Origin of the sequence: Amycolatopsis sp. NPDC051061 (assembly GCF_040682935.1) — a bacterium.
Lineage (GTDB): Bacteria > Actinomycetota > Actinomycetes > Mycobacteriales > Pseudonocardiaceae > Amycolatopsis.
Genome location: NZ_JBFBBZ010000005.1, coordinates 322093 through 341866 on the forward strand (window position 1 = coordinate 322093; position 19774 = coordinate 341866).

General features: G+C 68.0%; 21 protein-coding genes. 13 read left to right on the forward strand and 8 right to left on the reverse strand.

What is annotated here, in order from left to right; all coding sequences use genetic code 11:
• Window positions 1-44 precede the first annotated feature (44 nt).
• The 6 genes from AB0N03_RS09695 to AB0N03_RS09720 all read left to right on the forward strand — a co-directional run bounded on the left by AB0N03_RS09695 (window position 45) and on the right by AB0N03_RS09720 (window position 6181).
• Window positions 45-455: a hypothetical protein gene (locus AB0N03_RS09695; protein WP_364368049.1), complete on the forward strand. Its 411-nt coding sequence runs from the start codon at window positions 45-47 to the stop codon at window positions 453-455.
• 261 nt (window positions 456-716) lie between these two features.
• On the forward strand, window positions 717-1979 hold the full coding sequence (locus AB0N03_RS09700) for an ABC transporter substrate-binding protein (protein WP_364368052.1): 1263 nt from the start codon (window positions 717-719) through the stop codon (window positions 1977-1979).
• A 13-nt stretch (window positions 1980-1992) separates the two neighbouring features.
• Entirely contained in the window at window positions 1993-4737 is a 2745-nt protein-coding gene (locus tag AB0N03_RS09705) for a branched-chain amino acid ABC transporter permease/ATP-binding protein (RefSeq protein ID WP_364368054.1), read from the forward strand.
• Window positions 4734-5456 carry an ATP-binding cassette domain-containing protein gene (locus tag AB0N03_RS09710; RefSeq protein WP_364368057.1) on the forward strand — a complete coding sequence of 241 codons (723 nt, stop codon included), beginning with the start codon at window positions 4734-4736 and terminating at the stop codon, window positions 5454-5456. Before AB0N03_RS09705 ends, AB0N03_RS09710 begins: the two co-directional genes overlap by 4 nt.
• A 315-nt stretch (window positions 5457-5771) precedes the next feature.
• Window positions 5772-5942 carry a hypothetical protein gene (locus AB0N03_RS09715; protein WP_364368060.1) on the forward strand — a complete coding sequence of 57 codons (171 nt, stop codon included), beginning with the start codon at window positions 5772-5774 and terminating at the stop codon, window positions 5940-5942.
• Window positions 5943-5944: 2 nt separating this feature from the next.
• Entirely contained in the window at window positions 5945-6181 is a 237-nt protein-coding gene (locus tag AB0N03_RS09720) for a DUF3237 family protein (RefSeq protein ID WP_364368063.1), read from the forward strand.
• Window positions 6182-6242: 61 nt separating this feature from the next.
• On the opposite strand, the gene AB0N03_RS09725 is transcribed toward AB0N03_RS09720, so the two are convergent.
• The 7 genes from AB0N03_RS09725 to AB0N03_RS09755 form a co-directional block, all read right to left on the reverse strand.
• Entirely contained in the window at window positions 6243-7394 is a 1152-nt protein-coding gene (locus AB0N03_RS09725; protein WP_364368065.1) for a hypothetical protein, read from the reverse strand.
• Between the two features lie 409 nt (window positions 7395-7803).
• Window positions 7804-9663, reverse strand: a complete 1860-nt coding sequence (locus AB0N03_RS09730; protein ID WP_364368068.1) for a recombinase family protein — start codon at window positions 9661-9663, stop codon at window positions 7804-7806.
• 150 nt (window positions 9664-9813) lie between these two features.
• On the reverse strand, window positions 9814-11949 hold the full coding sequence (locus AB0N03_RS09735; RefSeq protein WP_364368071.1) for a cell division protein FtsK: 2136 nt from the start codon (window positions 11947-11949) through the stop codon (window positions 9814-9816).
• Window positions 11942-12640, reverse strand: a complete 699-nt coding sequence (locus AB0N03_RS09740; RefSeq protein WP_364368074.1) for a hypothetical protein — start codon at window positions 12638-12640, stop codon at window positions 11942-11944. The genes AB0N03_RS09735 and AB0N03_RS09740 overlap by 8 nt, the downstream gene beginning before the upstream one ends.
• The gene (locus tag AB0N03_RS09745; protein ID WP_364368077.1) at window positions 12637-12966 is read right to left on the reverse strand and encodes a hypothetical protein; all 330 of its coding nucleotides are present in this window, start codon (window positions 12964-12966) and stop codon (window positions 12637-12639) included. The genes AB0N03_RS09740 and AB0N03_RS09745 overlap by 4 nt, the downstream gene beginning before the upstream one ends.
• Window positions 12963-13298 carry a WhiB family transcriptional regulator gene (locus tag AB0N03_RS09750; protein WP_364368080.1) on the reverse strand — a complete coding sequence of 112 codons (336 nt, stop codon included), beginning with the start codon at window positions 13296-13298 and terminating at the stop codon, window positions 12963-12965. Before AB0N03_RS09750 ends, AB0N03_RS09745 begins: the two co-directional genes overlap by 4 nt.
• Window positions 13295-13483, reverse strand: coding sequence for an excisionase family DNA-binding protein (locus tag AB0N03_RS09755; protein ID WP_364368083.1), 189 nt, complete (start codon window positions 13481-13483; stop codon window positions 13295-13297). Before AB0N03_RS09755 ends, AB0N03_RS09750 begins: the two co-directional genes overlap by 4 nt.
• Window positions 13484-13639: 156 nt before the next feature.
• On the opposite strand from AB0N03_RS09755, the gene AB0N03_RS09760 reads away from it, so the two are divergent.
• From AB0N03_RS09760 to AB0N03_RS09770, 3 genes are all read left to right on the forward strand, one after another.
• Window positions 13640-14020 (forward strand): XRE family transcriptional regulator, encoded by a 381-nt coding sequence (locus AB0N03_RS09760; protein ID WP_364368085.1) that lies wholly within the window; start codon window positions 13640-13642, stop codon window positions 14018-14020.
• 144 nt (window positions 14021-14164) lie between these two features.
• Complete coding sequence (locus tag AB0N03_RS09765) at window positions 14165-15724, forward strand: transcriptional regulator (protein ID WP_364368088.1); 1560 nt, start codon at window positions 14165-14167, stop codon at window positions 15722-15724.
• On the forward strand, window positions 15721-16071 hold the full coding sequence (locus tag AB0N03_RS09770; protein ID WP_364368091.1) for a signal peptidase I: 351 nt from the start codon (window positions 15721-15723) through the stop codon (window positions 16069-16071). The genes AB0N03_RS09765 and AB0N03_RS09770 overlap by 4 nt, the downstream gene beginning before the upstream one ends.
• Here the strand turns inward: AB0N03_RS09770 and AB0N03_RS09775 are convergent.
• Window positions 16060-17538 carry a helix-turn-helix domain-containing protein gene (locus tag AB0N03_RS09775; protein ID WP_364368094.1) on the reverse strand — a complete coding sequence of 493 codons (1479 nt, stop codon included), beginning with the start codon at window positions 17536-17538 and terminating at the stop codon, window positions 16060-16062. The genes AB0N03_RS09770 and AB0N03_RS09775 overlap by 12 nt on opposite strands.
• A 611-nt stretch (window positions 17539-18149) precedes the next feature.
• On the opposite strand from AB0N03_RS09775, the gene AB0N03_RS09780 reads away from it, so the two are divergent.
• The 4 genes from AB0N03_RS09780 (at window position 18150) to AB0N03_RS09795 (ending at window position 19453) form a co-directional block, all read left to right on the forward strand.
• Window positions 18150-18395, forward strand: a complete 246-nt coding sequence (locus AB0N03_RS09780) for a hypothetical protein (protein WP_364368097.1) — start codon at window positions 18150-18152, stop codon at window positions 18393-18395.
• Complete coding sequence (locus AB0N03_RS09785; RefSeq protein ID WP_364368100.1) at window positions 18392-18751, forward strand: MarR family transcriptional regulator; 360 nt, start codon at window positions 18392-18394, stop codon at window positions 18749-18751. The genes AB0N03_RS09780 and AB0N03_RS09785 overlap by 4 nt, the downstream gene beginning before the upstream one ends.
• Window positions 18752-18998: 247 nt before the next feature.
• On the forward strand, window positions 18999-19175 hold the full coding sequence (locus AB0N03_RS09790; RefSeq protein WP_364368103.1) for a hypothetical protein: 177 nt from the start codon (window positions 18999-19001) through the stop codon (window positions 19173-19175).
• Window positions 19176-19315: 140 nt separating this feature from the next.
• Complete coding sequence (locus AB0N03_RS09795; protein WP_364368106.1) at window positions 19316-19453, forward strand: hypothetical protein; 138 nt, start codon at window positions 19316-19318, stop codon at window positions 19451-19453.
• The last annotated feature ends 321 nt before the right edge of the window (window positions 19454-19774 follow it).

The following is a 19774-nucleotide window of genomic DNA, read 5'->3' on the forward strand; positions in this document are numbered from 1 at the left end:
CGCGGAACCAGCCGGCTGTGAACGGCCACGAAGGGGAGTCCGACGTGCGGTGGAAAGAGTTCGACCGCGAGGTCGAGACGATCCGCGAGCTGCTCGCCGACCCGCCCGGCGAGCTGCCGGTGCTGGAGGCCGTGCGCCGCGCCGTGCTCGGCGCCAACCCGTACCGCGTCGAGGACCTGCCCGCGCTGCGCACGCGGATGAGTCTGCTCGCCGGGCCCGCTCCAGGTCTCGTCAACGGCGATGCTGTGCGCTACGGCGCGTGGGAGCGTGCGATCAGCGCCTATGTCGGCGGCCGTTCCGGTCAGCCCGCGGACTCCCTTTACCCGCTCGTGGCCGGCCGCGCGGTACTCGCCGTCTGCTGCGCCGCCTACGACTGCTGGTCCAGACGTGCCGACGCCGATCTGGCGGGCTACCTCGACGCAGCTCTCCGGAGTCTCGCGACGGGGTTCAAATGAGTATACTGAAAATTTTCCACGGCGCGGGAATCTGCCTCGTTCTTGCACGTCAAGGCGATATCTGTGTTTTCATCGACTCTTGTAGATGATGGCTATCGCGTTTAGGATGCACTCTTATAGTCACCCCGGTGGACCTCGGTACGAACTGCCGAGTCCACTGAGTTCCTCCAGCGGCAGCGTGGCCGCGGCTTGGACCCGTCACGCTGCTGTTCGCCGACCGCAGCGAGTGCCGGGCACTCGCCGAATCCCCGGGAAACAGACATGTTCGATTCGGGTGCGTGCGCACGCCGGGCACGGGTGTCGATCTTGCTGCTCTCGACCACCGGCCTCCTGCTGGCGGCGTGCGGAGACGGCAGTGACGCCGGCAGTGCCGGCAGCACGGAACGGCCGGCCGCGCTGGCAAGTGCGTTCCCCGGCAAGAAGGCCGCCGGCGAACCGGTGAAGATCGGCTTGATCACCAACGAGGGCGGAGCCGGCATCAGCCAGCCCGAGACCCGGGAAGCCGCCGACGCCGCCAGGAAGTACGCCAACGACAACCTCGGCGGGATCGCGGGCCGGCCGATTGAGTTCGTGGTCTGCAAGACCAAGGAGGAACCGGCGACGGCTCGCGACTGCGCCAACCAGATGGTCGAGCAGAAGGTCGCCGCCGTCGTGCTGACGAGCAGCGGGCTCGGCGGTTCGATGGTCCCGATCGTGACCCAGGCCGGTATTCCCTGGACGACCGCGGTGGCCACCAGCAACGCCGAAAGCACCAGCACCAACGCTTTCTCCTGGACCGGTGGCTTCGCGGCGAACCTGGCTTCGATGGCCGCGTACGCGAAGGAAAAAGCGTACAAGAAGGTCACCGCGTTCGTGATCGACGTGCCGTCCGCGGTCGCCGGCGCCGAAGCCGTCGGCAAGCCGGTCTTCACCAAGGCCGGCGTCGACCTGCGGATCGTGAAGATCGCGGCGGGCACGCCGGACGCCTCGCCGCAGGTGAGTGCCGCGCTGCAGGACAAGCCCGATGCCATCAGCATCGTCGGGGAATCCACCGTGTGCACCTCCGTGCTCCAGGCCATGAGCACGCTCGGCGGTGGCACCGGCCGGATGATCCTCCAGCCGTGCGTGGCCCCTGAGGTCGTCGACGCCCTGGGCTCAGCCCTGGACGGGGCACAGGTGTTCAGCAGCTTCGACACGAGCAGCGACGACGTCGAGGCTCAGCTGTACCGGCAGGTGATGAAGCAGTACAGCCCGGACACCCCGGCCGGCGGGTATGCGGCGGTCGGCTACCAGGGTGCGCTCGGCCTGGTCCGCGCGCTGAAGAACCTGACGGGCGAGGTCACACCGGCGTCGATCGCCACGGCATTGGGTGCTGCCAAGAATGTGGTGCTGCCCGCGGGCCACGGCAACACGTTCACCTGTGACGCCGCCGCGATACCGGGGCTGAAGGCGGCATGTTCGGCCAAGCAGGTCACCGGCACGGTGACCGGCGGCAAGCTGGAGGACGTCCGGAGCGTCGATCCCGCGCCGCTGCTGGCGAAGTAGAACGGTCCCGACGATGAGCCAGTATGTCGTGTTCCTCTTGCTAGGGCTGGGAAACGGCGCGGTGTTCGGCGCGCTGGCGATGGCGCTGGTCCTGACCTACCGCAGCTCCGGGGTGGTCAACTTCGCCACTGGAGCGATCGCCCTCTACAGCGCCTACACCTACGCGTTCCTGCGCAAGGGCGAGCTTCTCATCCCGATCCCGGGTCTGCCCAAGACGATCGGACTCGGTCAGCCGCTCGGGCTCGTCCCGGCGGCGGCGATCTCACTGGCGCTCGGCGCCGGGTTCGGGGTGGTGCTGTACGGGCTGGTCTTCCGGCCACTGCGGTCCGCGCCGCCGGTGGCGAAGGCCGTCGCCTCGATCGGGGTGATGCTGGTGATCCAGGCCGTGCTCGCGGCGCGGGTCGGCACCGCACCCGTGTCGGTCAGGCCCATTCTGCCGAACGGCACCGTGGACTGGGCCGGGGCGCGCATCCCGGGTGACCGGTTGTGGTTCGCCGCGGTCGTCGTCGTCCTGACCGTGGTGCTGGCGCTGGTGTTCCGGCTGACCAAGTTCGGGCTGGCGGCGAGAGCGGCGGCCGAGTCGGAGAAGGGCGCTCTGGTCAGCGGGCTGTCGCCGGAGCGGATCGCGGTGGCGAACTGGGCACTGAGCTCGGTCGTGGCCGGGCTGGCCGGCATCCTGATCGCCCCGATCGTGCCCCTGGTCCCGATCTCCTACACCCTGTTCATCGTGCCCGCCCTGGCCGCGGCTCTGGTCGGCAACTTCACCGCACTCGTCCCCGCGGTGGGTGCCGGCCTGATCATCGGGATGGTGCAGTCGGAACTGCAGTTCCTGCAGGGAAAGTGGTCGTGGCTGCCCCAGACCGGCATGGCGCAGCTGGTGCCGCTCGCCGTGATCCTGGCTTACTTGCTCGTCCGCGGGCGGCCACTGCCCGGCCGCGGCGCGATGATCCGGCAGACACTGGGCCGCGCACCACGACCCGACCGGGTCCTGGCCCCGGCGATCATGAGCACCGGCTTGGGTGTCGTCGTCCTCGTCGCCGCCCACGGCAGCATTCGCGCCGCGGTGATCACCTCGCTGACGTTGGGCGTGATCTCGTTGTCCCTGGTGGTCGTCACCGGGTTCGCGGGTCAGATCTCGCTGGCCCAGCTCACGCTGGCGGGCGTCGGCGCGTTCAGCCTCAGCCGGTTGAGCACGGCGTGGGGCATCCCGTTCCCGTTCGCGCCGTTGCTGGCTGCCGTCGTGGCGATGGTGGTGGGTGTCGTGATCGGGCTGCCCGCCCTGCGCATCCGCGGACTCCCGGCGGCGGTGGTCACGGTCGCACTGGCGGTGGCGCTCGAGGCATTCTGGTTCCGCAACACCGAGCTCAACGGCGGCTTGGACGGCTCGAAGATCCCGCCACCCCGCCTGTTCGGGCTCGACCTGGGCATCGGTGCCGGGGACGCCTATCCACGCATGCCGTTCGCGCTGCTGTGCCTGGTGGTGCTGGTGCTGGTCGGCCTCGGGGTGGCCTGGCTGCGTCGCAGCCGGCTCGGCGCGGCGATGCTGGCGGTCCGGGCCAACGAACGGTCGGCCGCCGCGGCCGGCGTCGACGTCGCGCGCACGAAGATCGTCGCCTTCGCGATCGGGGCGTTCATCGCGGGGCTCGGCGGTGCTCTGCTGGGTTACCAGCAGACCGTCGCCGACGCGGAGATGTTCACCGTGATCGGCGGGCTCGGCTTGTTCGCCACGGCCTACCTCGCGGGCATCACGGCACTTTCCGGCGGTGTCGTCGCCGGGGTGATGGGAGCGGGCGGTCTGCTGGCCGTGCTCCTGGATCGGGCCCTGTCGCTGGGAGAGTGGTACAGCGTGATCATGGGGATCGGCCTGGTGTTCACCGTGATCACGAACCCGGAGGGTCTCGTCGGACCGGCGCACGAACTGATGGCGAAACTGAGGCGCCGGCCGGTCGTCGACGACGACGACCAGGACAGCGATGCGCTCACCGAGCCGGCAACGCAGGACCGATTGCCTGCGCCCGAACCGGGGGAGGTGCTGCTTTCGGTGCGCGACGTCGGAGTTCGCTACGGCGGTGTGGTGGCAGTCGATGCGGTGTCCTTCGCCGTGCATTCGGGCGAGATCGTCGGCGTCATCGGCCCGAACGGCGCCGGGAAGACCACCCTTCTCGACGCGATCAGCGGATACCAGGCCGGGACGGGAACGATCGAGTTCGACGGGCGCCCGATCTCGTCGCTCAAGCCGCACCAGCGGAGCAGAACGGGTCTCGGCCGCACGTTCCAGGGCATCGAGCTCTACGAGGACCTCAGCGTGGAGGAAAACGTGCTGGTCGGAGAGACCGCGGCCCGGCGCGGCGACCGGGGCGGGCCGGATCTGCAGGAGTTGTTCAAGACGCTGCACCTGGGCCGGTTCCGCGCCCAGCCGGCGCGCGAACTGTCGCAGGGCCGACGGCAGCTGGTGTCGATCGCGCGTGCTCTGGCCGGGCGTCCCCGGATGCTGCTGCTCGACGAGCCCGCGGCGGGTCTCGACAGTGCCGAGAGCCGATGGCTGGGCGACCGGTTGAGAGCCGTCCGGGACGCCGGCGTGACGGTGCTGTTGATCGACCACGACATGGGGCTGGTGCTCGAGGTGTGCGACCGGATCGTGGTGCTGGACATCGGGAAGGTGATCGCAGTGGGAACTCCGGCCGAGATCAAGGCGGACCCCCGGGTCGCCACGGCCTACCTGGGCACGACTCCGGTCCGTGCGCAGGTCGCGCCATGAACGCCCTGCTGGCCTGCGAAGGACTGGCCGCGGGGTACACCAGGGGACGTCCGGTGGTGCGGGCGTTCGACCTGGAGGTGGCGCCGGGAGAAGTCATCGCTCTGCTGGGGCCCAACGGTGCGGGCAAGACGACGTTGCTGCTCACACTCGCGGGCTTGCTGCCGGGATTGGGCGGCACGATGGCCCTGGAATGCCGAGAGGTACGGCCTGGCCGGGCCCGAGCCGTCGCCCGGAGCGGTCTGGTCCTGGTGCCCGACGACCGGGCGCTGTTCACGCAGCTGACGGTGCGGGACAACCTGACGCTCGCTCGCCGGCGCCGGGGCAGCACGGTGGATGACGTGCTGAACTTCTTTCCGGCACTGCGAAAGCGGCTGAAAGTCGCGGCCGGGGTGCTCTCCGGCGGAGAACAGCAGATGCTGGCCCTGGGCCGGGCCCTGATCCAGGACCCGAGAGTCCTTCTCATCGACGAACTCAGCATGGGACTGGCACCGGTGATCGTCGAAGAGCTGCTGCCGACGGTCCGGCGCATGGCCGAAGTCACCGGTGCGGCGGTGGTGCTGGTCGAGCAGCACGTGCGGCTGGCCTTGGAGCTCGCGGACCGCGCGGTGGTCCTCGTGCACGGGGAGACGGTACTGAGCGGCCCGGCGTCGCGGCTCGCGGCCGATCCCGGCCTGCTGGAACGTGCCTACCTCGGCGAGCGGCCGCCCGAGCCCGCATGACCGCCGGCTCGGCGCTCTTGCCAGTTTTTTGACACGTGTCTATGAGGTTCAGGTGAGCATCAACAGCGCCGACGGGCGTGACCGCCGGGCCGCGGGTTCGCGGCCGGCGTCGTGCGCGGCGGCGGTGCGGCTGGTGTCCGCACGGGGCAAGCCCGAACATCCCGGTCACCGACTTGGCCGAGGCCGCCGGGGTCAGCCGGCAGCTCGTGCCGCGCCCCGCTCACCGGCCCGTGCGCGTTCGCGCTGACCACGGCCCTGAGCGACCTGCTCGCGCCGCTCAACCGTCACGCGGTCCGGGAGTTCTTCGGTGACCACGTGCAGGCCGGGACGGTGGACGACCTCGCGATGTTCGTCACCGGTCGTGCCGGGGCGCTGATCAACGCCTGGCTGCTCGGCGACGAGGAGGTCCTCGATCCCGAGGTGCTGACCGGCCGCCTCGTCCGGCTTCTGAGCACCCTCGGCGGACTTCCGGAAAGGGACGCGTGACGATGACCCACCCCGAACTCACTTTGGAGCTGGTGGCGAACCTGGAGGTGCTGATCGCCGAACCGATCGACGCGGGAGTGACGCCGGCCGGGCACCGGCGCGTCATCCCGATCACCGGCGGCAACGTCGAAGGTCCGCGTCTCACCGGCCAGGTGCTCGGTGTCGGTGTGGACTGGAGCGTCGGGCGGGGCGACGGCGTCGCGGTCGTGACGGCGCAGCACCGACCAGCAGTTCTGTAGGGTGATTCGCGACCGATGAACGACGTCCCGTCAATTGTGGGCCGCGGGCGTCAACGGCCGTTTAGGCGAATTGCGGTGGTAGGGGAACGCGGGCCGGCCGAGGAGTGGTCAGGCTCCACTCCAACAGGCGCCGGGTTGCACTCCGAAGGCGCCACAGCGTCCGCCCGCGGAAGTCATCGACCGAGTTCCGGCTCCAGACAGCACGGTACGGGACACCAGGGGTGGTTTCGCCGCCGTGAAGGCGTCCGTCGTGGACGGTCCTCGAGCGCGAGTTGTAAATGGAGTCGAGTACTTCGGCGTCGTCGTCGCTCGATACCTTCCTGAGAGCAGCTTTGAAAGCCAGGTCCAGGTCCTTCCGGTTTTTGCAGGTCTCGCACCGTTCGAACTTGAAGAGCCTGGCCGCGATCGCCTCGACCGAGGCGACGAAGCTCACCGCTGCAAGCGAGGGGTGGCTTGTCATCAGCTGAAGTCCCTCAAGGTAGGCGTCCATGGCGGCGATCAGGTAGGCCTGTTCCTGACAGCGGTTCCAGGCCGGCTCAACCCATTCGGGCGGATCGAATGTCTTCGCGTCGGCAAGGCTGAACTCATCGGTCATGCCGTCCGGATGCTGATACCACGCCGGGCTCGCGGGAAGATGCCGAGTTCCCCAGTCGACCGGTGCCGGGGTCGCTCGCACGATGATGGTGTCGTCCGTCGCCACCGAGAGAATTCCGCATAGCGTGTGCAGGGCCCGAGCCGCGTGGATGCTTGCGGGGGTCCAGTCATAGCCGCGTGACGTTCCGCTGACGAGGATCGGAACCGAGTGCGTGATGGCCCAACCGGACAGTGGTTGCTGAGTCAACAAGTCCGGCTCGACGAGCAGTTGCTCGGTGGAGGCCAACCGCATCGGTCCAACGGACACCGCTGTGCCGAGCCGACTTGCCCGATGACCGGGCCGGTCAGGGCCGGGACCGATGATCGCCGTCCAGGGAATCGGTTCGCCGTCCGTACCCAGCGTGCCGGTTGCGTGCTGTGCGGCTGAACCGACCGCGGCGACCAGGGACTCGTCGGCGGCTGACGGACCGGCCAGCAGGACGACGACCGAGTCGGCGGCGTCGGCGAGAAGTACGACCGTCTTTGATCGCAGGCCCTCTTGGAGGAGCGTGATCCGAATGAAGGGCGTCGTTGTGGCGTCAAAGCGCTGCTCTTCGACCGCTGTCGACGATTCCGCCATCGCTCGGGTGAAACGGTGGAGCCATTCGTCACCTTTGCGCCGCCAGAGCGATCGGAAAGGTGCCGACGACGGTGTGCCAGGGAGAGCCGATCATCGAGTCATGGTGTCACGATGCCGACGCCCGTGCTTCACCATTTGTCGCCACGACCGGACATCGCAAGTACCGCACGCACTCCCATGGCTGCGAGGGTGTTGTACTCACCTCTCGACTGCGCTCGGGCCTGGTCGATACCGCCGGGCTGCGTCGGTTCAGGCGCAGCCGGGATTACTCGGTCAACCGACTCTACCCGGCTGTAGGCGGTAGGCGAGGCCGTTGTCTGCGCGGCCGCCATGAAGTCGACTCGAGATCCTTCTGCCCTCGAGCCGCACCAGACACTGGCCCGAGCTTTCGCCCCGTGGACGAGCGAATTCATTCGTCCGAGCGACGGATCCGACTTCGACTATTAGAGTTTTGCTGATACAGTGACTCTATGAACTTTCCCCGACAGAGGGGAAAGTTCACCACAAACCGTGATCGAGTCCCCCCTCGGACACACGCACTATCTACACCCGGGCTGGTCGTCGCATAGACGGCCAGCTCTTCTGGTTCGTAGCGTAGCTCTAGGTTCAGCGCGCGGTACAGGCGGCTCATGCCAGCCGTGGTCGCGTCGGCCAGAGTCCCGCAGACGTCGCCGAGTCCGTCAATCCTCGCGTAGATCTCGGCGGCCGTGACGCTCGCCCCGGCTGGAACGCTTTCGATCTGTGCTTTCGCGGCGGCTCGTTCTGCCTGTGCTTGGTTCATCGGGTCGACGAGCGCCTCGGGCTCGACGCCGGCCGCAATCGCGGCCTGATACCGCTGTAGCCGTGCCTCCGCGTCCGCCAGCCGGTTTCTCACTGCGTCCAACGCACCGCCGCCGACCTGACTGCCGTCCGACCCGAGTAGCGCGGCCGCCGTTCGGTCGCGGTTATCCGGGTGGAACAGCTCATGAATCCATCCGTTGATCACCTCGACGACCACGCCTTCGCGCAGGTTGACCGTCTTCGGGTGGTCCGCCAGCTTCAACGAACCCGGCGCCATCGTGCGCGCGGTACAGCGGTAGTAGGCGCCCTTCCTGATCGTGGCGCCTTGCATCTTCCGGCCGCACACCCCGCATCGGAGCAGACCGCGCAGGAGATACGCCCGCGCGGTCTTCCGGCCGCCGCGCTCGGCCTTGCGCGCCGTCTTCAACCCACCCGCCGACTTCGACCGGCGTAGGAGCTGAGCTCGCGTGAACGTCTCCACGGACACGATCGCCGGATGTGCCTGCACGCGCGACCGTACGATCCGGTCGGGAGCAGCGCGCTTGAACCGTACGACGTGGCCCGCAGCGACGTCTTCCGGATCGAGCAACGTCTCATGCTTCGTCCAGCGCCCGAAGATCGCGTAGCCGGTGTATCGCGGGTTGTCCAAGATCGCCCGTACCGAGCTGCCTTGCCAGCCGTCGGCAAGCCGGTGCCGATTCTGGTCCCGCCGATGCGCTGAGGGACAGGAAATGCCGTCTCGATTGAGGATGTTGGCGATCGCTCGATCGCCGTTGCCATCCAGATACTCGGCGAAGATCCGGCGCACCACGTCTGCCGTCGTCTCGTCGAGTGCCAACGCGCGCAGCTTGAATCCTTCGGCTGCCTTCCGCGGATTCGGGTGGGGTCCACTGTCGACAACGACGTACCCGTACGGTGCCCGGCCGCCCTGGTGCCGTCCTTCGTTGATCACCTGCGCGTCCATCGCTGCCCGGACGCGCGCTTGAACGTGTTGCCGCTCGGACTCGCTCATCCCGCCGAGCACGCTCATCAGCATCTTGTGCGACGGGTTCCGCGCGTCGTACTTCCCGCCCAGCTCCGGCACCCACAGATCCACGCCATAGGCGGCAAACTTCGGTGCGATTAGGGAGAACTGGTTGCCGAACCAACAGCGGGTGCCTTCGCCGACCACGATCGCGTTCCACCCGCGTCGCGGGTCCTTCAACGCCGCGAGCAGCTGTGCCCCCGCCGTCCTGCGTTCCCACGGGACAGAGCGCGACTGCCCAATGTCGAAGAACTCTGTCACGATCTGCCCGCCGAGCGGCTCGACGAACTTGCGCGCGTTCCCGAACTGCCAACCCCGCGATGTCGCAGGGTCCTGGTTGTCCTCGGTCGAGCACCGCCCATAGACCGCCATCGCTCCGATGCCGTCGTCCACCACGTCGGCGATCTCAAGGCCCAGGATGTCATCCAGGGTCGTCCACGGGTCACTGATGATTTCAGCTGCCACGGTTCACCTCCTCCGCCGGGGCGTCCAGCACCGGCACCTCAGTAACCTCAATCAGAACGGCCAGGAGCGCACGCGCGACAGCAGGCGTCAGCTCAGGTAATCCCGCAGGTAGGATAACCTGGATTGCCGGATCTTCGGAACGTGCGGCGCTCATGACTGCCCACGCTCGTCAGCCGCATCGACGTCATCGGCCGCGCGGCCGATAGCGCTCCTGATTTCAGCCGTGAGGTATCCGCGCACCTGACGTGTCTCGCCGTCTTCGCTGGTCACACGGTCCCGCGTCGGTCGGCAACCCCAGTCGGCCATCTCCTGGGCGAGCGTCTTCCGGTCGATCTCCAAGGCGTCCAGCAGCTCTGCGGTGGGGACAAAGTCCCGGCCGTCCTGGGCGAGGTCGTCGCCCAGGTACTCGACGATCGACGCGAGCAGTGCGGGCAGATCGCCCGCCGGCCGGAGGGCATCGCCAGCCTGACCAGCACCGATTGCCTTCACAACCGCGGCGTGGTCGAGCACGGGCGCGGTGTCCTGTCCGTCCGCATGCCCGGTCAGCGCCCCGGCAGCCTCGCGCAATGCGCGGCCTTGCTCGCAGATGGTCCGCCAGTCCTCGTTCGGCATGTAGTAGGTCCGGACCGTCATCGCAAGCACGTCGGCCCCGGCCGACGTGTCGCCGTCCGGCCGCAGGATGCCCACGCCCTTGTGGGAGGGGAGCAGACGCGAGGAGTCGAATCCGCGCGTGTTCATCTGCTCGCCGAGCACGATGTTCGAGTCACGCCAGTCCATGACCCTCAGGGCGAACCGCGACCCGAGCACCGCGCGTAGACCGGACGGGATCGTCTTCGAGTCCGGACGTTGCGTCGCCAGGACGAGCACAATCCCCGCCGCCGGTCCCTTCTTCGCGAGCCACGTCAGCAGCTCGCCGACGTACTCGCCCGCCGGGAGCTTCTTTCCTTGAACATCAACGGGTGTGCGGTCTTCCAAGGGAACCTGGACCTCATCGATGAAGATGGCAGTGATCGGCATGTCCAGTGGCTTGTCGCGGGACATCTCCGGTGTGACCTTCGATTCCGGACACGTCAGGTCGTCCAGGTCGCGCATCCGCCGGAACCGCGTCTGAACCTCCCCGACCAGCTCAACCAGCCAATCCACCAGACCCAGGACGTGTTCGGGCTCGTCCCCGGACATGAACCGATGCGCCACCAGGCCGGCCGCATCCCAGTCCTTCCCGGCCTTGAAGTCCGCCACGTACAGCCGCACCCACGCGTCCAGGATGAGTCCAGCCGCCGCGAGCCGTGCGGCGAAGGTCTTGCCCTGCCGAGGGATAGCGCCGACGAGCAGGGACGTCCACACCAGCGGAAGGTCGATCCGCCGGTCTCGGGCATCCCGGCCGAACGGGATCGGCCGCCATGCATCCCACTGCGCCACGCCGAGCAGTGGCGTGCGCAGCGGCGGCGAGGCGTACGGGTCCTCATCGGCTACCCACATCGAGACTCGTCCGGCATGGCCACCGTTGCCTCGGACCCGCTCGACGATCAACTGAACCTCGTCGACGGCGAGCGCCGACGCGAGCGCGTCCCGGTTCTTCACCACGTCGGCCGCCTTGCGCGTCGCCGGGAGGTCGACCGTGACGGCCCAGCCGTCGCCGACCCGCGTCGCCCGCTCGACCAGCCGCAAAGCCTCGTCCTTGCCGATCAGCTTCGCGTCCCGGAACGCATCCAGCAGGACCTGCGGGTCCATCGTCCACGTCAGCGTGCGCGGCCCGGCAAGCGCCGGCTTCCGACCGGGGCTGCCATCCTTCCTACGTCCGAGGACTGCCAGAGCAAAGGACGCGACGGCGCCGCCGATCCACAGAGGATCGCCGCCGTACACGAGGTTAACGACAGCCACGGCGACGACAGCAACGACCACGACCGCACCGGTGACCTTCCACCGGAACAACGTGAGCGCCCGAATCTCGGTGAACTTGTCGGCGAGCTTCTCCGACTCCTCAGCAGCGGTTCGGTAGTCCCGCACGGTGACCCACCCGCGCCACCACCGCACACCGACGACCAGCCCACGGACAACGGCACCGATGTACCGCCACGGCGACTTCACCAGCGCGACGACGGCGTCTTTTCCGGCCTGGACAGCCTGCGGCTTGCTCTTGAGCCACAGCGGCACTCGCGGCGAGTGCCGCCACCACAGGATGAAGCGGTTCCGCTTCGGCTCGCGCGGTCGGGGCTGCGGCAGCGTGTCGTCGATCAGTTCACCTTCGAGCACAGGGTCGGCCTTGACCGGCAGTGAGTCAGTCATCGGTCACCTCCGACCGCAGCGTCCGTGCCAGCCGAGGCGACAGGCCGCGCGAGCAGCCGGTAGCCCGCCGCACCCACGCCGGCGTGATCTCGACGTCCGGCGTCCACATCTCGCGAGCGATAGCGAGGTAATCGGCGAACAGGACGCGCCGCCCAGCCTTGGCGGGCTCCTCGTGGCCGGCATGCCGCTCAGCCGCCACCAGCACGGCATCGGTGAGCTTGTCCCTCAGATCGGTGATCGCCTCGACCGCGACGAACACGACCAGCGGAGGAACGGAGTGCAGCACGATCGACGCTGCCTCACCGGCCGCAAACGACGTCCAGGTGTTCATGACGTACGTGGCCGCGAGCGTGAACCACTTCGCCCGCCGCACCCACACGCCCGTCCGGACCTGGTACCGCGCGGTCACCTGCTCAGCCCGCAGGATCGCGAGCAGTACAAGTGAGACGGTCGGGTCGAGAACCCACGCGGCGAGCCATGGCAGTGACCCCGGCCCCGTCCCTGCAGAGGCAAAGCCCTGGACGTTGGTCATCGTGAACGCCAGCCCGAGCACGATCCCGGACCAGCACATCCAGTCGACCTGCCGCCGCACGCGCTCGATCCGCAGCGCGACGACGTCCGGATGGGTCTGGTAGGCGCGCACCTCCGCGGCTTCGGCCGCGTCCTGCGCGAGCCGTTGTGCCCGGTTCATCGCCGACCACCCCGCTTCGAGGTGTCGACCGTGGTCACGGTCATGGCGCGGGTCAGCGCGTACGACGCGAAGAGCGCGGGCAACCCGAGCACGGCGAACAAGAGCCACCGGTTGCCCGGGTGGGCGATCACGACCCACTGGACGGCGACGATCAGTCCGGCGTTGAACAGCACCCGTCCGACCAGCGACACGAGCCGCGCCCCGCTCCGAGCGGTTTCAGCGGCGGCCTTCGCCCGGCGGGAACCAGCACGCCAGACCCAGAACAGCACAAGTAGCACGCCGACGCCGGCGAGGATCTGCGTGGGCGTCACGGTGAGTCCGTTCATCGCGCACCCCGATCGGTCCGCTCGCCGCGCCGCAGCCAGAGCGGGTGCAGCGCGCGTCGGTCGTCGTCGGTCGTCCCGCCCCAGACGCCGACCGTGTCGACGCCGGCCGTCCGTAACTCCAGCTCCAGGCACTCGTCCCGGACGGGGCACCCGCCGCAAAGCCGTTCGGCCAGCTCGCCGTCGCTGCGGGCGTCGGGTGGTCCGTCGTCCGGCGGGGGCCACATGCAGACTCCCTCGGTGGTCACGACGTTGGTCAGGACGTCTGTCGGCACCCAGCGCAGCCGGTCCAGCCGCCACGCGATCCCGATCAGGCGCAGGTCGTCGGCGCTCATGCGGCACCTCCGGCCTGACGCGTGCCCAGCAGCCGGGCCAGCTCGGTCGACGACACCCGGAGCCCGGACCGGCAGCGGGTGGCGCGCACCTCGCGGGTCCGGATCGCCCGGCTCACCGCGGCGCGGGACACGCCGAGCAGCCAGGCCGCTTCTTGAATGGTGTGAAAGGTGATGTGCGAGTTCATGAGAAAGACCAATCTGATGATTTCAAGACTATGTTGTTAATTTCAGCTCTGCGAAGGACGCGTTTGTCCGACGCGCCGCCGACGAAGTGCTAGGCGACGTGGTGAAGGCTTGAAGAACCGCTAATCTCGGCGCTGAGGCGGAGCGCGGAGGAATACGTGTCGGAAGACTGGGCGGCAGTCGCCAAGGCGATCAACATGCGCGTGAACGAACTCGGCTGGCGGCAACGCGAGCTGGCCGAGCGGTCGCACGTGTCGCAGGCGATCGTGCGCGAGCTCCAGCACCACACGGTGGAGCGCCGCCGGAGCGCGCGCACGCTCGAAGCGCTGTCCACGACGTTGGGCTGGCACCCGCAACATCTGCTGGCCGTGCTGCAAAACCGCACCCCGCCGCACCCGGGCGAGCCGGCCGACGACGGCAACGAGCTGTCGTCCCGGCTGGACGCGCTCGAACAGCGCTTGGCCGAGATCACCGACCGGCTGGAGGACGTCCAATCGAGTCTTGCCACGGTGGTCAAGCACGTGAAGCCGAAGCGTTAGCCGCGGGCGATTCGGGCTGGTGAACCAGGTGATTTCCATACCTAAGATTCAAGGCCGAATCGGCATCCGATCCCATGCACAACCAGTGCAGAAGCAGTGCTTAACCACTGCATATCCGCTGCACGTGAGCATTTCGGAGCCACGATGAGCCGGGCAGGCGGATGGACGGGACGATCAGCATCGGCGCTGCAAACCGCACTGAGGCTGAGCAACGAGAAATTCGCCGAAAAGCTCGGTATCGGCGCGCGCACCGTGGCGTCCTGGCATCAGAAGCCCGACCTCCGCCCCCAGTCGGAGATGCAACAGGTCCTGGACACCGCCCATGAACGGGCGTCGGACGTCGAGCAAGCCCGCTTCGCCGAGTTGATCGGCGAGGGACCGGCCGCGGACACGGCACCGGATACGGCGGAAGTCGACCAACGGCTCACCGCCGACCCCCACATTGGCGCCGCCCTGAAATGGCTGGACCGGCACGCACACTGGCCGCCGGGCACCGCGCGCCGATCTGTCGCCGAGCGAATCGCGAGCGTCGATGTTCAAGACCTCCACGACCGCGGCACACGACGCGGCTGGGTCAGCCAGCGCGACGTCGCAGCCACGCTGGCCACCTACTACGGCAGTCGGCTCGACGACCACGGCCTGTACACGGCGCGGTGCGACGATCTGACCATGAACACCAGCGTCCTGACCTGCGAAGACTGGCTGGACCTGGACTGCGAGCTGCGGCCGCCATACGACAAGCTTCGCGTTCCCAGCGCGCAGTCGGAAGCCGACCTGGACCTGGACGACCACGCCGCCGGCCGTGCCGTTCAGCGGCTCGCCGAGACGCTGTCCATGAACACCCGGCTCACGGACAGCCCGATCTACCGGCTTTTGAGCACGGACATCCGTGAACACCAGCTCGGCGGCACGTTCGGCATGTCCCAGTTCGTGCACTACGCGCTGACGGTCGACTTGCTCGAAGGCGAGCTGGTCGACGCCGTGGCCACCGGCTCGACAGCCATGCCGCTCCGGGACCGCTACCTGCCGGACTTCCGGTCGGTGCTCGACGTCGGCGACCGCCTGTGCGCGGGTGGCGTCCTCGCGCTCACAGCGATTGCCCGGCCGGCCGACCCGTACCGCGGCGAGGCGGACTACCTGCTCTTGGTCCAGGAGCGATCGGGCCACGTGCTCAACGCCGCGCGCCGGCTGGCCGTGATCCCGAAGGGCTTTCACCAGCCGCTCACCGACGTCCGTCGAGACGCGCAGGTCGGCGTCACGCTCCGCCGCGAGATGGAAGAGGAGCTGTTCGGCCGCCCGGACATCGACAACACGCTGGGCGACATCCTGTCGGCCGACCCGCTGCACCCGACCAGACTCACCGAGCCGATGAGCTGGCTCATGGCGGAGCCTGGCCGCCTGCGGATGGAGTGCACCGGGTTCGGCCTGAACCTGGTCAGCGGGAACTACGAGTTCGCCAGCCTGATCGTTATCGACGACGAAGAATTCTGGGCGCGCTACGGGGGAGTGGTCGAAGCAAACTGGGAATCCGCGACGCTTCGTCAGTATTCGACTACCGATGCGGAACTCGTCACCGAGTTGTTGAGTGATGTAGCGTGGAGCAACGAAGGACTTTTCGCCATGACGCAAGGACTTCGACGTCTTGCGGAAATCGGCGGAGAACGTGTGAAACTGCCCGCGATCGAATGGGAGATCAGCCAGTGACCGACGGTTGGACGGCTGGCAACGCCAACGATGACGCGGCGGACACCCGCGGTTGGCTGGTCGGTCACTTCATCGACCCATCGCAGGGTGTCCGCGCCACGAAGGACGTAGAAGTCAAGTGGGCCAACCACCCTGCGGGCGACAAGCGTCCCGACTGGACGTCCGACGACCAGCGAACCACGCTGGTGATGCTGATCACCGGCGAGTTCCGTGTAGAGGTCACCGGCGGCGGCAAGACGATGACACGCCAGGGTGACTATGTGATGTGGGGTCCGGGAGTCGACCATTCCTGGGAAGCGTTGGCGGATTCGGTTGTATTGACCGTCCGCTGGCCCTCAGCAACCTAATTCGATCGCGGGAATTCTCACTCGATCGCCACCGGTCTCGGCGAGTCGACGCAATCCCTGGAGAAACGCGAATAACCCCTCGTTGCTCCAGGTTTCGTCGCCGATCAGTTCGGTGATCAAGTCGCCGTCCAGCGTCGAGTACTGCCGCAGCCCGGCGGCCTCCCAGTTCGCCTCGACGTCGCCGCCGAACTGCGGCCAGAACTCCTCATCCTCGATGACGACCAGGCTGGCGAACTCGTAGTTCCCGCTGACGAGGTTCAGGCCGAACCCGGTGCACTCCAACCGCATCCGCCCCGGCTCGGTGAGCCAGTGCATCGGCCCCGACAGCCTGCTCGGGTGCATCGGGTCAGCCGCGCGCTGCGCGCCCGCCGTGTTATCGACGTCGGTGCGCCCGAACAGCTCCTTTTCCAGCTCGCGGCGCAGCGTCGCCCCGATCCGCGCGTCCGCGCGTTGGTCCACCAACGGTCGGTGAAACGCCTTGGGGATGACCGCCAATCGACCGGCCGCGTTCAGCACCCGCCTCGATCGCTCCTGGACGAGTAGTAGGTAGTCCGGTCCGCCGCGGTACGGGTCCGCTGGCCGCGCGATCGCGGTCAACGCGAGTACCCCGCCTGCGCACAGCCGTCCAGTCAGATCGAGCACCGCCGCGAAGTCAGGCAAGTACTTGTCCCGCAGCGGTGCGTCCCCCGGCCGCGCATGCTTCCCGGCCTCAAGGCTGTCGGTCAACTCGCGCTCAAGCAGATCCACGCTCAAGGCGTACTCCACGAAGGGGACCAACCCGACCTTGCCCGCGATGGCGTTCGGCTGAGACTCGATCGCCGACAGCCGGTAGATCGGCACGTCCGCGATTCGCACGTCATCCGACGCCGCTTCCGCGAGCCGTTGGACTGCCGCGTTCTCTTCGATGTCACGGCGCGGCCGCGCGACGTCTGGCAGCAACGTGAGCCGGTCGGCCTCGAACGTCAGAGGGCACGTCAATTCCGTCCACTCTGGACGGGTCAGGATGCTGGTTCGTGCCTCGACCCCGCCGCAGCGAACTCGATACATCGAATGTCCGGCAGGCGGACCGCCGTAGTAGTCCGCCAAGGAGTCGGCGAGGTGGCTTCGACCGACCGGCATCCGGACGCGCCGACCTGCTGGTACCCGTGCCTCCACGCGCCCGCGTGTCGTCCCCGGGCTCCAGCCGGCCTGCCGATCCAGCCAGTTGAACGCAGGCTCAAGCGCCGATCCGAGCAGTGGCGTACCGGCGACCGGGCGTACGCCGATCAACTCGCGTAGCTCGTCGGCTGAGCGGCCGAGCACTGTGGCCAGCTTCGGCCACTGGTGCGGCTGAGGCGCGTAGTCGCCGGCCTCCCAACGGATGACCGTTGACCGGTCGACGCGCATCACTTCGGCGAGCTGTTCTTGAGTCAGCCCGGCCGCCTTGCGAGCTGAAACAAGCTCGTCGCGTCGACGAACGCTGACCACTCGAACACCTCGCTTTGGCTGACGATGATCGCAGCCTAGCAAGCATATCAGCAGGTAATCGCGCCGTGTGCCACATCTGCGCTACGAGACTTCGACGTTTACGCTCTGGGATCTGACGGACGCTTCGGATTGGATGATTTCAACACATCCGACAGCTGGAGGGCGACCGTGACCAGCGGCGAGCACACCTCACGACCGCCGCGTCTCTATGTGACCTGGTACCGCTGCGTCACCGACGACCTGGACCACGCCGTCACGGACGAGGTGTTCGCGCACGGCGTCGCCCTCTGCCAGGGTCGATACCGCGCGCTGTGCGGACACGAGGTCTTCATCGACTCGTGTCTCATCCCGCCTGGTCGCCCATGCGTTGCCTGCTTCGCGGTGCTCCGTCTCCGCAACCGCTCGGCTGACCCCGTGGCCGAGCCTGCGCGTCGTCGGGAGCCGTCCCGCTGGCGTCGCATCTTCGGCCGCCGCCAGACTCCGGCCGCGCGCCCGCCTTTACGCGTGCGGCTCATTCCTGAGCAGGGCGGCCGGACCACCACGTCGGCGGGAACGGGCGGCGCCCCGACCGCGCCCGTTCCCGTCGATCATCACGCTCGGCGAGGCGCCCGATGACGGCACGCGTGATCATCGCGCGCCCGCTCCCTGGCACAGTGGGCGAAACCCGCCGCGTCGTGCACGTCTTCCCGCTATCGCCGGAGGAGACCGCGCCGGAGCGCTTGACTGCGTACTGCGGCGAGACGTTCGGCCCGGGCGAGCTTGAGTTGCTGGACCGTCCGGTTGGGATGCCTTGCGTGACCTGCCTCCGCCGTTCGCCCGGACCTGGTTCCGCCGAACTGCCGGCAGGGGCGCGATGACGCCCGACGAGCGGCCTAGCGTGCCTGCCTTTCAACGGGCGCTTGACCCGCTTCTGCTTCTGCCGGTGCGGCTGTTCGTCGCATGTTTGCTGGCAGACATGCGCTGGCGCGAGGACGTCGCCGTTCGAGGCGCGTTGCACCTCAGTGAGCTGAGCTTCGCGCAACACGTCGAGAGTCTGCGCGCCGCCGAGTACCTGGTGACTCGGACCGAAGGACGCCGCATGAAACTCCGCCTGACGGCTCTCGGGCTCGACCGGCTGACCGAGCACGTGACCGTGCTCCAGGCAGTCGCGCACACAGCTGCCGAACTCGTCGCGGCGCAGCGTTCCGCGCTCCGCCCAACCGACTTCCCGTGACGGGTGTCCGCTGGCGACTCGAAGTGGCCTCAGCACGGGCAGATTATGACGGCTGTGACGGTTCCCGCTGGAGCCCGTCACAGCCGTCGCAAGCAATATATTCCCAGGTGGAGCGACATTTCGGCGCGTCACAGCCAGTGTGACGGCTTGACGGCTCGCGAGACGGGTTGTGACAGCAAATTTCCGTGACATGACGGTAAGCTGCGCGCCCTCGTCACGAAAAGAGTCACGAAAGGTAGGGTTCAGGATGGCCGGACCAGTCTGCGCGGGTTGTGGCAAGACGTTGCCAGTCCAGGTGGACGGGGGCGTCCAGCGACGCACCACGGCCCTGCGTGTCGCCAACGCGCCCGGCGTGCTCGGCTCGCCGCCGACCCCGCCCACGCCGACCTGCTCGGCCTACTCGACCGAACTGGACGCGCCGTAGCCGCCGCGCGCCGGGCCGCGACGTCCGGCGATGATGCCCGCGCCGCGCTCGCAGACCTGGCCGCCGTCGCCGAGCTAGCCAACGCCAGTCACGCGACTGACGTCGCCGCTGCACCTGGCGCGGAGGTCCAGCGTGCGTCCGTGAGTACCGCGGAACTGGCAACGGTCACGAAATACGTCACGGATACGATGGCAACGGAAGCGCGACCGGTGAAGCGCGAAGACGTGATCGATCTCGACACGGTCCGAGTCGAGCGCACCAAGGACTTCGAGATCTAAGGCACTTACCGCGTGCTAGCCGGTGGCTTAATCATGCTCGGCTACCTCGGTCGCGACCGCCGACGACACTGGGAAGCGCGGACGGCGGTTACGTCGCTCGCCGTGCCGGGCGGACCGTGGCGCACGCGTCAAGGCGCGCTAGTACTCCAGCCGGACTTCGTGATGCCGCTGGTGGGCTGCCTGAAGACAGGTGCGGCCACCAGTTGATCATGGTCGGTTGTGTGGACTAATACTGCAACGGCAGTCAGGTGAGTGGGTAGCCACGTCGTTTGTAGTGACTGAGGCGGGCCTGGTGTTGTCGTCGGCGGCGGAAGCAGGACC